The organism is Stenotrophomonas sp. 86156_Sma, from assembly GCF_056481625.1.
Genome location: NZ_CM151157.1, coordinates 3,603,711 through 3,617,255, shown reverse-complemented (window position 1 = coordinate 3,617,255; position 13,545 = coordinate 3,603,711). Strand labels below are relative to the sequence as shown.

At 66.2% G+C, this 13,545-nt stretch carries 8 protein-coding genes; 4 read left to right on the top strand and 4 right to left on the bottom strand.

Annotation, left to right across the window (positions count from 1 at the left end):
- Positions 1 to 85: 85 nt before the first annotated feature.
- Complete coding sequence (locus tag ACZK33_RS16800; protein WP_423175088.1) at positions 86 to 1,507, bottom strand: basic amino acid/polyamine antiporter; 1,422 nt, start codon at positions 1,505 to 1,507, stop codon at positions 86 to 88.
- Here ACZK33_RS16800 and ACZK33_RS16795 point away from each other — a divergent pair.
- Complete coding sequence (locus tag ACZK33_RS16795) at positions 1,506 to 2,729, top strand: hypothetical protein (protein ID WP_423175089.1); 1,224 nt, start codon at positions 1,506 to 1,508, stop codon at positions 2,727 to 2,729. The two genes, ACZK33_RS16800 and ACZK33_RS16795, sit on opposite strands and share 2 nt — an antisense overlap.
- A 76-nt stretch (positions 2,730 to 2,805) precedes the next feature.
- Here ACZK33_RS16795 and ACZK33_RS16790 read toward each other — a convergent pair whose 3' ends face one another.
- The 3 genes from ACZK33_RS16790 to ACZK33_RS16780 all read right to left on the bottom strand — a co-directional run bounded on the left by ACZK33_RS16790 (position 2,806) and on the right by ACZK33_RS16780 (position 7,436).
- Positions 2,806 to 5,640 carry a TonB-dependent receptor gene (locus tag ACZK33_RS16790; RefSeq protein ID WP_032128988.1) on the bottom strand — a complete coding sequence of 945 codons (2,835 nt, stop codon included), beginning with the start codon at positions 5,638 to 5,640 and terminating at the stop codon, positions 2,806 to 2,808.
- 191 nt (positions 5,641 to 5,831) lie between these two features.
- Positions 5,832 to 6,482, bottom strand: a complete 651-nt coding sequence (locus ACZK33_RS16785) for an energy transducer TonB (RefSeq protein ID WP_285303054.1) — start codon at positions 6,480 to 6,482, stop codon at positions 5,832 to 5,834.
- A gap of 216 nt (positions 6,483 to 6,698) precedes the next feature.
- Positions 6,699 to 7,436 (bottom strand): SIMPL domain-containing protein, encoded by a 738-nt coding sequence (locus tag ACZK33_RS16780; protein WP_006382138.1) that lies wholly within the window; start codon positions 7,434 to 7,436, stop codon positions 6,699 to 6,701.
- 131 nt (positions 7,437 to 7,567) lie between these two features.
- Here ACZK33_RS16780 and ACZK33_RS16775 point away from each other — a divergent pair, with 131 nt between their 5' ends.
- The 3 genes from ACZK33_RS16775 to ACZK33_RS16765 are packed head-to-tail and all read left to right on the top strand — an operon-like array spanning position 7,568 to position 13,541.
- The gene (locus ACZK33_RS16775) at positions 7,568 to 8,176 is read left to right on the top strand and encodes a Maf family nucleotide pyrophosphatase (RefSeq protein ID WP_032128990.1); all 609 of its coding nucleotides are present in this window, start codon (positions 7,568 to 7,570) and stop codon (positions 8,174 to 8,176) included.
- On the top strand, positions 8,169 to 9,656 hold the full coding sequence (rng, locus tag ACZK33_RS16770) for a ribonuclease G (RefSeq protein WP_010482960.1): 1,488 nt from the start codon (positions 8,169 to 8,171) through the stop codon (positions 9,654 to 9,656). The genes ACZK33_RS16775 and rng overlap by 8 nt, the downstream gene beginning before the upstream one ends.
- Positions 9,657 to 9,686: 30 nt before the next feature.
- Entirely contained in the window at positions 9,687 to 13,541 is a 3,855-nt protein-coding gene (locus ACZK33_RS16765) for a YhdP family protein (protein WP_423175090.1), read from the top strand.
- Positions 13,542 to 13,545 lie beyond the last annotated feature (4 nt).

The window sequence follows — 13,545 nt, the reverse complement described above, 5'->3', positions numbered from 1 at the left end:
GTAGGGGCGAGCTTGCGTGACTGCTGTTGTGGAGCCGGGCCATGCTCGGCTGCTGCGGATGAACCAGCCGAGCCTGGGCTCGGGTCTACAGCGTGAGATTGCCTCGCCAGAACGCCACCAGCGTAGCAACCGCCACAACCAGGATCGCAGCGAACAGTACCCCTTCCCAACGCGTAAATACCTGTTCGCCGCGTTGGTGCCGGGTCAATGCGAACAACGCCACGCCGGGCACGTACAGCAGTACCGACAGCAGCAGGTTGTCCAGCCCGCCGGCATACACCAGCCACAGCGCATAGGCGCTGGCCAGCAGTGCGACCACGAAATCGCGCCAGCGCACGCCTGGTTCACCGGCATAGGCCTGCCCACGCCAGGCCAGCTGTACGCCGAATGCCGTGGACAGGAAGTAGGGCACCAGGCTCATCGACGCGGCCAGCAGCACCAGCCCGGTATAGCTGCCGGAATTGACCAGCACCAGCAGCAGGAACAACTGGATCAGCCCGTTGCTCAACCACAGTGCATTGGCCGGCACGCCGCGCGCGTTCTCACGCCCCAGGAAGGCCGGCATGGTGCCGTCACCTGCGGCGGCATAGAGCACTTCGGCGCACAGCAGCACCCAGGCCAGCAATGCACCGAGAACGGAGATGATCGAACCGATGATGATCACCGTCGCGCCCCATTCGCCGACAATGGCGCGCAGCACATAGGCCATCGACGGATTAGGCAGTCCGGCCAGTTCCGCCTGCGACAGCACGCCCATCGACAACAGGCTGACCAGCACCAGCAGCAGCCACACGCCGAGGAAGCCGATCACCGTGGCGCGACCCACGTCGGTACGGCGTGCGGCGCGCCGCGAGTAGATGCTGGCGCCCTCGATGCCAATGAACACCCACACGGTCACCAGCATCATGCCGCGCAGCTGCTGGCCGAGGTCGCCGAGTGCAGGCGCGCCGAGGAAATCGGTGCGGAACACGTCCATGCGGAACGCGCCGGCGGCCAGGACCAGGAACAGGGCGATCGGCAGCAGCTTGGCCACGGTCACCAGGCCGTTGACGATGGCTGCAGTGCGCAGGCCACGCAGCACCAACAGGTGTACGGTCCACAACAGCAATGACGATGCGGCCACGGCGGCCGGGGTATTGCCTTCGCCGAACACGGGCATGAAGTGGCCGAGGCCACTGAAGATCAGCACGAAGAAGCTGGCGTTGCCGAGCACCGAGGCGACCCAGTAGCCCCACGCAGCGGAGAAGCCGATGTAGTTGCCGAAGCCTTCGCGCGCATATGCGTAGATGCCGGTATCGAGATCAGGCCGGCGGTTGGCCAGGGCCTGGAACACGAAGGCCAGCATCAGCATGCCCGCGCCGCTCAGGGCCCAGCCGATCAGCGCCGCGGCCGGGCCGGCGCTGCGCGCCACGTTCTGCGGCAATGAAAAGATGCCGGCGCCGACCATCGAGCCGACCACCAGTGCAGTCAGTGCGGCCAGGCCAAGGCGTTGCGACGAGGGGGGCATGCTGCATTCTCCGTTGTGCGTCATCTGCCACCACGGGCTGGGCCCGGGCGTTACCACCGGCGCGCCACCACTATATGGCGATCTGGGTCTTTCTCAATCGTTGAGACGCAACATTGTCATTGTGTGTCTTCCACCCAAAGGTATCCACCGGATGACGAAAACACGGGCTTATCTCACTGTCGACGGAACTCTGTCGGTCACGGCCGCATGGATTGCCAAGCGTCGAAACGAGAACAATGGTGCACCGACCGGTGACCGCTTCTTCTCCACCCATCGCCTGGGCCATCGCCGGCCGGTCAAGCATGTCATGAAGGGAGGCTCGAGTTTCTTTGCGTACATGGACGGGCTTAAGGGAGGGCAGGCGGCGGGAGGTGAGTCGTTGCAGCACCTGCTATTCAAAGAGGCCCTTGGCAAACTCGCCCACGTTCGGCTAAAGCTGTCTGTTCCGTCTGAACAAGGCCTGCGTCGATGGCGAGAGTGCAGGATCGAGATCACACGGGTCGAGACAGAGTGGCAGGTGCCAGGCGAAGGTGGATACCGAGCGGATCTGTATATCGAGTTTTCCAGCGAGGACGCGCTCGCGATCAAGTGGGAGGGGCGGTTCCTCCTAGAAGTCAAGCGCTCGCACGCCGTGGATGCCGCGAAGCAGGAGGGCTGCAGACGACTGGGACTTCCCGTCGTTGAAGTGGATATCGACTCAATGGACATGTTTCGTTATGCGACGCCGGAAGAACAAACCACCGATCACGAGGAAGAGAAATACCGGAATCGGATCAAGCGGATGCTCGAGGGTGACAGCGGCTTCCTGCAGGCGGTTGTATTGAGCAACCCCAGCAGCAAGCCATTCCTCGAGGCGCAGGTGCTGGAACTGAAGTCTGACATTGCGCGGCTGCAAGGCCGCACCGCGGACCTGCGCTTGCAGGTGGAAGGCGGGCACAAGCGATGTGTGGATCTGGAAAATTTACAGACTCGCGTTTTGGCAAGGGAGAAGCTGCTCGATGGGGAGCTTGCAGACTCGCATAGAACCATTGAGGTCCAGCGTAAGGAGAATGGGGCGCTGGGCAAGGAAAACGCGACACTTCGCGAAACGGTGCGCCGGCAATCAGCGCAGCTGGTCTCGGAACAGCGTACGCGGCGTCGGTTCGAGTATGCGTTGTATGTCGTACTGGTCCTCGCTGCGATGTGGGTTGGTGTCAGGGTAGGGAGCTGGTTGACTGGCTGAGTCCACATCCGGGCACCCCGGAAAAGCAAAGGCCCGGGCGTGTGCCCGGGCCTTTGCGGGTGACGCTGCAGCAGGATTACTTGAAGGTGTACTTGGCACCGACGGTGAAGTAGCGACCGATGGCACCACTGAAGTGCAGCGGGTTGTAGTTGACACCGCCGTAGGTGGACGGATCCAGCGGCGCAATGCGATCGAACACGTTCTGCACCGAGGCGTTCAACTCGAAGGCTTCAGTGATGTTCCAGCGGCCCGACAGGTCGAAGGTGGTGAACGAGGAGATCTTCTTGACGTCCGTTCCGTCTGCATACGCGAACAGATAGGAGCCGTTCGGACCACGGAAGTCCTTGTTGTCCATCTTCGAGATGTAGTTGGCAACGCCGCTGACGCTCCACGGACCCTGCCTCCAGGTGGTGCCGAAGTTGATGCGGTCCTTCGGGGTGCCGATGCAGTTGGTCACGTCGCAGTTGCCGTGAGTACCCGCGTAGTCAACCGTCACGTCGGCATCGGTGCGCTCGAACTTGAGCACATGGCTCCACTGCAGGTCCATCTCCAGCTGGCCCGGGCCGATGTCGAAGGTCTGGCGGATATCGGTATCGATACCCCGGACCCGGGTCGATGCGGCATTGATGTACTGCGTGTTGACTGCCAGGATGCTGCCGGTGCCGGGCACGCCGTTGAGCAGGTTGCTGTCACGCAACACGTTGCCGGCGGCAATGGCTTCGGAGGTGCTGCCCTGGGCAATTTCGTTGGTGCGCTTGATCTGCCAGGCATCGATGGTCAGCGAGGTCGTGGACGTCGGCTGCAGGACGATACCCACCGAGTAGCTCTTGGACTCTTCCGGCTTCAGATCCTTGTTCGGGCGGGTGATGATGGCCACCGGCAGGGCACCGCAGTCATCCCCGGTGGCACCCGGTGCCGGGTTGCCGTTCGGGCAACGTACCGGATCGGACGCGTTGGAGAACGCTGCCAGGCCACCATCGCCGTTCTCGGCCGGGTTGGGTGCCCGGAAGCCTTCGGCGTAGCTGCCACGCAGTGCGATCCAGTCGGCCGGGGTCCACTTGATGCCGATCTTCGGCGTGGCCTTGCCTTCACCGCTCTCGTACTTGTCGTAGCGAACCGCACCGGACAGTTCCAGGGTTTCCAGCACGGGCGCAGACAGCTCAACGTAGCCTGCGTACACGTTCTGGGTGCCGTCGTAGGCCGAGTAGCCCAGGCCGATGATCTGGCCCTTGTCGGTGTAGGTCTGCGGGGTCAGGCTGTTGCTGGTCTTGCGCCATTCGGTACCCAATGCCAGGCCCAGCGGGCCACCCTTCAGGTCCATCAGGCTGCGCGACACGGTGAAGTCGAACATGTCCAGGCTGGACTTGGCGCGGGCGCTGATATCCGGCGAGATGAAGTCGTACAACGCCTGCGAGTTCATGCCCGCGTTGTCACCGATGCGCCAAACACCACCGGCGCAGTTCGGGTTGGCCAATGCGCAACGTACGTTGTCGTAGTTGAGAAAGCCGGTGCGCTTGTTGACCAGATCAGTGCCCGAGTGCAGATAGGCGGTGTCGTAGCTCCAGTCGCCCCAGTTGCCCTTGACGCCGACCAGGAAGCGGGTGAACTCATTGGTGTTGTTGGTCACGCGGGGACCGACATCCCACGCCGAATAACGCAGGCGCGAGGCCTGGCCGGGAATGGGATTGTCAGGATGATTCGGGCCCAGCACCACTGCGCCCGGGCCACTGTTGCCGTTGACCGGGCCTTCGGGGAAGCCCCAGCTGCCGGATACGCCGGACGGGGTGTTGCTGAAGGTGGTTTCTTTCTTCGAGTAGCCGATTTCGGTGTAGATCTCGCCACCTTCACCAAACGCGAAGCTGGCACGGCCAAACACGTTGACGTACTTCTCTTCCGGGGTCAGATCGCGATACAGCTGGTTCGGATCCCACAGGCAGCCCTGCGCCTGTGCAGTAGCCTCGGTCTGGCCGGGAATGGTGGTCAGGCCAGCACAGCCCGGCAATGCGACCAGGAAGGCAGGATTGTCCTTGGTCACATTGCGATCGTCATACACCGAACCGTTCGGACCAACACCGCCGCGGGTCTTGCCGCTGAGGAAGGCGCCGCCGAGGAACTGGGCGTTGTTGCCATAGCCCCACGGGCGGGTATCGCCGGTACCGATCCACTTGCGGTTCTTGCGATCACTGATCTTGATCGCGTCGGTCTTTGCCACATCCAGGCTGAAGAAGGCATTCCAGCCGTCGGTGGCCAGATCGCCGGTACCGGCGGTCAGGGTCGCCTTCTTCGCGTCGCCATCGCTGTCGCCAGACAGGCCGTAGGAGCCCCGGAGGATCGCGCCCTGGAAGTCGCTGCGCAGGATGATGTTGACCACGCCGGCGATGGCGTCGGAACCATAGATCGCCGAGGCGCCGTCCTTCAGCACTTCCACGCGTTCGACGGCGTCGAGCGGGATGGTGCTCAGGTCGGTGAAAACCTTCTGGCCGTCATCGGCCAAGCCGTAGGTGGCCATGCGGCGACCATTCAACAGGACAAGGGTCGAACCCGCGCCCAGGCCGCGCAGCGAGATGCCGGCACCACCGCCGGCAAAGCCGTTGCCGAAGGTCTTGGGAATGGAGCCGGAACCGTCGGCGGTCAGTGTCTGCAGGTACTCGGCAACCGTGGTCTTGCCCGTACGGTCGATTTCCTGGCGGGTCACCACCTGCACCGGGGACGGTGTTTCAGTGTTGGTGCGCGGGATGTTCGAACCGGTGACCGTGATGCGGTCCAGGTTGGTGGCCTTTTCCTGCGCGAAAGCGGAGGTGGAAGCCACGGCGCCAACCAGCAGCAGCGTGCCGCCGGTAAGGATATGGGTGATGGACGATGCCAGGGTGGTGCGGCGGCGGCTGGCGGGCCGTTGGATCAGGTGTTTCACAGCTTCTCTCCTAACTGGAAAACCGTAGCGTTGAGGGCTGTCTCCGGAAGATTCCGGGACGGACCAATCTAGGTTTCCGACAGGTGACGAAGTCGTGAATTTTTGCTTAATCAATAACAGTTGATCCTGTTCCGTCCGTACCCGCCCGGACGGAAGCGCCGGCCCGGCAAGCAGCCGGGCCGGCGATCACCTCAGTCCGGCAGCGAAAACTGCACCGGCACCATGCCGATGGCCGGCACGGCCACGCCATCACGCTGGGCCGGCTCGAAGCGCCAGTGCCTGAGCACCTGCTGGCGTGCGGCCTGGTCCAGGCTGCGCGAGCCACTGCTGCGCTCGATGCTGACCACCGCCGGCTGCCCGTGGGAGTCCACCTCTACCCGCAACAGCACCGTCCCCTGCTCGCGGTTGCGCAGTGCAGCCAGCGGGTAGGCCGGCGGCGGGGCGCTGCGGTACTGCAGCTGGGCGCCGGCCAGAGGCGTGGAGGTATCGATGCTCGGTGCCAGCTGGGGCGGGGCCGGTTCGGCGGCCGGCAGTGCGATGCCCTGGGTCTCCTCCACGGTCGCGGTGGGTGCAGGCAGTGGCGGTGCTACCGGCTGCGTCCGGGGTTTCGGCACCACCTGGACGATCTCTCTCGGCGGGATCGGAACCGGCGGCGTGGGCGGTGGCGGGATCTTCTCGATCAGCCTGACCGCAGTCTTGTCACGTGGGACCTGCACGGCCTGGTAGGTCGCCGGGATCAGCAGCAACAGGAAGGCCAGCAGATGCAGGGCGATGGCCGCGCTCCAGGCGGCAACGCGGGCGGGGTCGAAATGCGGGGATGCAACGGGATACGTACGAACCATGGTCCACCTCCATGCCAGTGACGAAGTCCTCAACGCACCAGGGCCCGTGGCGGGGTTGCCGCACGCGGCTGGCAGTCCATCAGTAGCGCGACAGGGCGGCCACTGCCTAGAGGCAGGGGGGCGATCGTTGGGCTGGCCTTCAGCCAACGCCGGCTGCGGGCATGAAAAAGGCGGACCCCCTGCGGGATCCGCCTTTGTCGGCAATGGCGAACGGGATCAGCGACCCAGTTCGAACACCACGTCCAGGTTGACCGAGACGGTCGATTCACCCGGTGCGACCGGGGTGGCCTTGTCCATCGCCGCGCCGGCCGACATGGCTCGCATCATCGGCATCGGGCGGTAGCCGCCGCCAGCGTTCTCGGAAATGCTGACGATGCGGCGCACCTGCAGGCCCAGCGACTTCGCATAGGTCTGGGCGCGGGCCTGGGCCTTCTTCAGTGCAGCCAGGCGGGCTTCGTCATAAACCGGTTCCGGCTGGTCGATCTCGAAGCTGGGGCCGTTGATCTGGTTGGCGCCCTGCGCAGCCAGTGCGTCCAGCACCTTGCCCAGCTTGGCGATGTCGCGCACCTTCAGGCTGACCGTGTTGCTGGCTTGGTAGCCGGTGATCTTCGGTGCTTCGTTGTCGGCATAGCGGTACTGCGGATTGAGGCTGACGCCACTGGTCTGCACGTCGCGCTCGGCGATGCCGGCGGCCTTGATCGCGGCCAGTACCTTGTCCATCTGCTGGGCGTTCTGGCGCATGGCGCTGTTGCCATCGGCGGCCTGGGTGACCACACCGGCCGACAGGGTGGCCACGTCCGGCACGCGGGTCGCCTCGGCATTGGCCGAGATGTTCAGCAGGGTGCCTTCGGCCGGGGCGGCGATCGACGGCGACGACGGGGCAGCATGGGCGGTCATCGAGGTTCCAAGGGCGAGGGACAGGGCGAGCAGCAGCGGGGTGGCGGTCAGGCGCATGGAGAACTCCTTGTTGTGCCGTTGAGGGTGGTGTCGTAGCGATGAACGCGCTGTGAGCCCGTTCGGGGTTGCGCACGTTCCGGGACGGGTTGCCGACGATTCAGGTGGCGGCCTCAGGTTATGCTGTGCCGATGCTCTATCTTGCTTCCCGCTCCCCCCGACGCAACCAGCTGCTGGCCCGACTCGGACGCCCCTTCCAGGCCCTGGACCTGGAGGTCGTCGAGCAGCGCGCGCCCGCTGAAAGCGCCGAACAGTATGTCTGCCGGGTCGCCGCCGACAAGGCGCGCGCCGGGTTGGCCCGGGTGCTGGCCGATGACCCGCAGGCGCGCGTGCTCGGCTCGGACACCGAGGTGGTGCTGGATGGCGACGTGTTCGGAAAGCCCACTGACGCCGCCGATGCGCGGGCGATGCTGGCGCGCCTTGCCGGGCGTACCCATCAGGTGATGACCGCCGTGGTGGTGGTCGGCGCGGACGGGCTGGACAGCGAACTGGTCATTTCCGAAGTGACCTTCGCCCCGATCGACGCTGCCGACATCGCCGCCTACGTGGCCACCGGCGAGCCGTTGGACAAGGCCGGGGCCTACGCCATCCAGGGCGGGGCCGAGCGCTGGATCGAACATCTTTCCGGCAGCTACTCCGGCGTCATGGGGCTGCCATTGCTGCATACCGATCGTCTGCTGGCGCGCTGCGGCGTGCCGGCCACAACTGCCGATGCCGCCAGGGAGGCTGCCGATGTCTGAGGAAATCCTGGTCAATGTGACCCCGCGCGAAACCCGGGTCGCGGTGATCGAGAACGGCATGCTGCAGGAACTGCACATCGAGCGCGGTTGGCGCCGGGGTGTGGTCGGCAACATCTACAAGGGCAAGGTGCAGCGGGTGATGCCCGGCATGCAGGCGGCCTTCGTCGAAGTCGGGTTGGAGCGTGCCGCGTTCCTGCATGCCAACGACGTGGTGCGGCCGGCGCCGGTGGCCAGTGCCGATACCGAGAACACCACGCTGCCGCCGCCATCCAGCGTGCCGATCGTCGAGCTGCTGCGCGACGGCCAGGACATCGTGGTGCAGGTGGTGAAGGACCCGATCGGGACCAAGGGCGCACGCCTGACCACCCAGATCAGCATTCCCTCGCGCTACATGGTGCTGCTGCCGCAATCCAAGGTGGTGGGCGTTTCCGCACGCATCGAGGATGAAACCGAGCGCGCCCGCCTGAAGGCGCTGGTGACCGAACTGTCGGCGCAGCACGGGGGCTACGGCTACATCGTGCGTACCAATGCCGAGGGCCAGCCGGCAGAGGCCATCGCCGAGGACATCGCCTACCTGTCGCGCGTTTGGAACGTGGTCGAGCGTCGTGGCCGCGAAGCGGCCTCGTGCAGCAACATCTATGAAGACCTGAGCCTGCCGCTGCGATCGGTACGCGACCTGATCCGCAAGGACGTTGACAAGGTGAAGGTGGACTCCAAGGAGACCTTCGCGCAGTTGCAGGCCTTTGTTGCCAAGTACATGCCGGTGCTGGCCGAGAAGATCGAGCTGTACAGCGGTGATCGCCCGATCTTCGACATGTTCGGGGTGGAGGACGAGATCGGCCGCGCGCTGGACAAGCAGGTGCCGCTGAAATCCGGTGGCTACCTGGTGATCGACCAGACCGAGGCGATGACCACCATCGACGTCAACACCGGTTCGTTCCTCGGCCAGCGCAACCTGGAAGAGACGGTGTTCCGCACCAACCTGGAAGCGGCACAGGCGGTGGCACGGCAGCTGCGGCTGCGCAACCTGGGCGGCATCATCATCATCGATTTCATCGACATGGACGATGCCGAGCATCGCCGCCAGGTGCTGCGCACCCTGGAAAAGGCGTTGGCCCGCGACCATGCCAAGACCACGGTGTACGACTTCTCGCCACTGGGCCTGGTGGAGATGACCCGCAAGCGCACGGTGGAAAGCCTGGAGCGCCAGCTGTCGGAAACCTGCCCGCAGTGCAGCGGCCGCGGCAGCATCAAGACCACCGAGACGGTGACCTACGAGATCTTCCGCGAGATCACCCGTGCCGTGCGCCAGTTCGATGCCGCGCGCCTGCTGGTGATCGCGTCGACCAAGGTGGTCGCGCGCATCACCGACGAGGAATCCGCGGCGGTAGCCGAGCTGGAGGAATTCCTCGGCAAGAGCATCCGCTTCCAGGCGGACGAGCAGTACCTGCAGGAGCAATTCGATGTCGTTCTGCTCTGATCCTCGCCGGCCGCAGGCCGGCGGTGGCCGATGAGCGCGCCGCCGCGCCTGCGACTGCGAAGGATCCGCCGTCATTTCATTGCCGCCTGCGCGGTGGGCCTGGTCGGGCTTGCACTGCTGGTGGGCACCCTCAGCCAGCTGCTGCCGCTGGCCGAGCGCCATCCCGACAGGATTGCCGCCTGGCTGAGCGAGCGTGCTGGCCAGCCGGTGCGTTTCGACCAGCTGCAGACCGCCTGGACCCGGCGTGGTCCGCTGCTGCAGCTCAAGGGCCTGCGCATCGGCGCCGGCCAGGGCCTGGCGATCGGCGAGGCCGAAGTGCTGGTATCGATGTACAGCGGCCTGTTGCCTGGCCGGTCGCTGACCGAGCTGCGCCTGCGTGGCCTGGCGCTCGACCTGCAGCAGGGCGAGGACGGTCGCTGGTCGGTACGCGGCCTGCCGCAGGCCGCCAATGGCGGGGACCCGCTGGATGCGCTGCGCCGGCTGGGCGAGCTGCAGGTGATCGGAGGCCGCCTGGGCGTGCATGCGCCGGGGCTGGGAATCGACACCACGCTGCCACGCATCGACGTGCGCCTGCGGGTCAATGGCGACCGCCTGCGTGTAGGCGTGCGTGCCTGGGCCCAGACCGAAGCGCTGCCGTTGACGGCGGTGCTGGACGTGGACCGCGTGCGCGGCAATGGCCAGGCCTGGCTGGGCGCCGATCCGGTCGATTTCCATGCTTGGTCGCCGCTGCTGGCGGCCGGCGGTGTGCGCCTGCGCGAAGGCAAGGGCGAACTCAACCTGTGGCTGACCCTGCGCGATTTCGCGCCGGTGGCGGTGACCACCGATTCGGACCTGCGTGATGTCCGCATCGATGGCGCACCGATGCCCTCGATGGCGGCTCCGCAGCTGCAGCTGCAGCGGTTGCAGGCACGCCTGCGCTGGCAGCGCCAGGCTGATGGCTGGGCGTTGCAGGTGCCGCGCCTGCGCCTGAAAACCGAAGAGGGCGAGCAGCAGCTCGATGGCCTGCAGCTGCAGCTTGGCAAGCAGCTGCGGGTCCGTTCTGGCGAAGTGCAGGCCGGCACCGCGCTGCGTGCGCTGGCCCTGAGCGATCGTCTCGAACCGGGCCTGCGTCGCTGGCTGTTCCTGTCCAGGCCGCAGCTGGAGGTGCGCGAGTTGCAGCTGGCGGGCGATCGCGATGGCCCGCTGTGGGCGCAGGGCGAACTGCAGTCGCTGGGCTTCGCCAGCGTGGGCAATTCGCCCGGCCTGCGCGGCCTGGGCGGGCGCTTCGAAGGCGACGCGGATGGCTTCAGCCTGCAGTTGCAGCCGCAACGGCAGCTGCAGTTCGATTGGCCGACCGGCTTTGGTGTGCGTCATGACCTGCATCTGGCGGGACAGGTGGTGGGCTGGCGCGATGAGGGCGGTGGTTGGCGTATCGGTACTGCGGCGATGCGCGTGGAAGGCACCGACTATGCGGCCGACGTGCGCGGCGGGGTCTGGTTCCAGGGGGACGGTACGCGGCCGTGGCTGCAGCTGGCGGCCAAGCTGGACGACGTGCCGATGACTGCGGCCAAGCGCTTCTGGATCCACTCCAAGATGAGCAAGGGCGCCACCGACTGGCTGGACATGGCGCTGGCCGGCGGCCAGGTGCGCAATGGCATCGGCCTGGTCAGTGGCGACCTGGACGACTGGCCGTTCGACAACAACGATGGCCGCTTCGAGGCCACCGGCCATATCACCAACGGTGACATCCGTTTCCAGCACGATTGGCCGTTGATGAGCCAGGTCGACGCCGATATCGCCTTCATCGGCCCCGGCTTCGACATGCATGGGCGCGGCGATCTGGCCGGTGTGGCGGTGCAGAAGTTCGAGGCGGGCATTCCGGATTTCGGGCAGCAGCCGCTGTATGTGCGCGCCGATGCGCAGAGCGAGGCGGGCAAGCTGCTGGCGATGCTGCGGCAGAGCCCGCTGCACAAGGATTATGGCGACACCCTGGACAACCTCACTGCTGCCGGCCCGGCGCATGTGACCTTCGATCTGCTGCAGCCACTGCACCACGATGAAGGTGGCGGCCACCTGCAGGGGACGGTTGATCTGGCCGGCGTGAAGCTGGTCGACAAGCGCTTCCAGCTCGCCTTCGACAACATGCAGGGGCAGGCGCGCTACAGCAATGGCGGTTTCGATGCCGAGGCACTGTCGGTGCGCCACCTTGGCCAGGACGGTCGCCTGAGCCTGCGTGCCGGTGGCTACGTGCACGACAGCAGACTGGCCTTCGAATCGCAGCTGTCGGCCACGCTGGATGCTGGCGTGCTGATCGACCGCGCGCCGGAGATGGCCTGGCTCAAGCCCTACATCACCGGAACCTCGCCGTGGACCATCGCGGTCAGCCTGCCCAAGGTCGCTCCAGGGGCGCCTGCGCCGCCCAGCGAGCTGCGGTTGAGCTCCGATCTGGTCGGGACCCGGCTGGACCTGCCGGCGCCGCTGGACAAACCGGCTGCCGAGCCGTTGGCGACCACCGTGGCTGCACAGCTGCCGATGGGGGCCGGCCGCATCGACGTTGCGTTCGGCCAGCGCCTGGCGCTGGCCGCACGCAGCCACAACAACCAGACCGGTGTGCAGGTGACGCTGGGCAGCGACCATGTCGACCGCGAGCCGCCGCCGAGCGGATTGACCGTCAATGGCCGCAGTCCGACCCTGGACGCTCTGGAGTGGATCAGTCTGGCGCGGGGTGGCAGTGATGACGACGCCATGCCGCTGCGTGCGGTGGACGTGCAGGTCGGCCAGTTGAAGCTGATCGGTGGCGTGTTCGAGCAGACCCGGTTGCAGCTGCGCCCGGGCGCGCAGGCACTGGATGTGCGCCTGGACGGCCCGTCGCTGGCCGGGCGCCTGACCGTCCCCAATGCAGACGGCGGCACCATCAGTGGCCAGCTCGACCGCGTGCACTGGCAATCCCTGCCGGCGGCTCCGGGTGCATCGGCCGCACCGGCACGGGTACAGGCCGGCGCCAACGACATGGACCCGGCCAAGCTGCCGCCGTTCGCGCTGGACATCGCCGACCTGAAGTTCGGCAAGGTGGTGCTGGGTCAGGCGGTACTGCGTACGCGGCCGCTGGCCAATGGCCTGAACGTGGACGAGCTGCGCTTCCGTGCGCCCGACCAGGAGATCGACATCAGCGGTCGCTGGCTGGGCCGCACCGGTGGTGCCCGCACCGAGCTGACCGCACAGGTGCGCAGCGAGGACCTGGGCGGACTGATGCAGAACCTCGACTACGGCGGCCAGCTGCGTGGCGGTTCCGGCCAGGCGCAGCTGCAGGCCACGTGGAGTGGGGGGCCGTCGGACTTCCAGCTGGGCAACCTGCAGGGCCGCCTGGACCTGCACGCGCGCAACGGCCAGCTGCTGGAGCTGGAACCGGGCGCCGGCCGGGTGCTGGGCCTGCTCAGTGTCACCCAGCTGCCGCGGCGCCTGATGTTCGACTTCCGCGACTTCTTCTCCAAGGGCTTCGCGTTCAACCAGATCGACGGCAGCATGCAGTTCGGCCAGGGCATGGCACGCACCGACAAAGTGCTGATCGAAGGCCCGGCAGCCAACATCACCATCCGCGGCCAGGCCGACCTGCGCAACCAGCAGTTTGACCAGACCATCGACGTCAACCCGCGTGCAGGCAATCTGCTGACCGTGGTGGGTGCGGTCGCCGGTGGCCCGGTGGGGGCGGCGCTGGGCGCGGCCACCAATGCGGTATTGTCCAAGCCATTGGGCGAGATTGGCGCCCGTACCTACAAGGTGACCGGTCCATGGAAGGAACCGAAGGTGGAAGTGATCGAGCGCAGCCGCGACAAGGCTCCGCCACCCGTACCGGCACCGGCGCCGGCGATTCCGCCGACCGTCACCGGCCTGCCGCGCTCGCGTTGAGCGC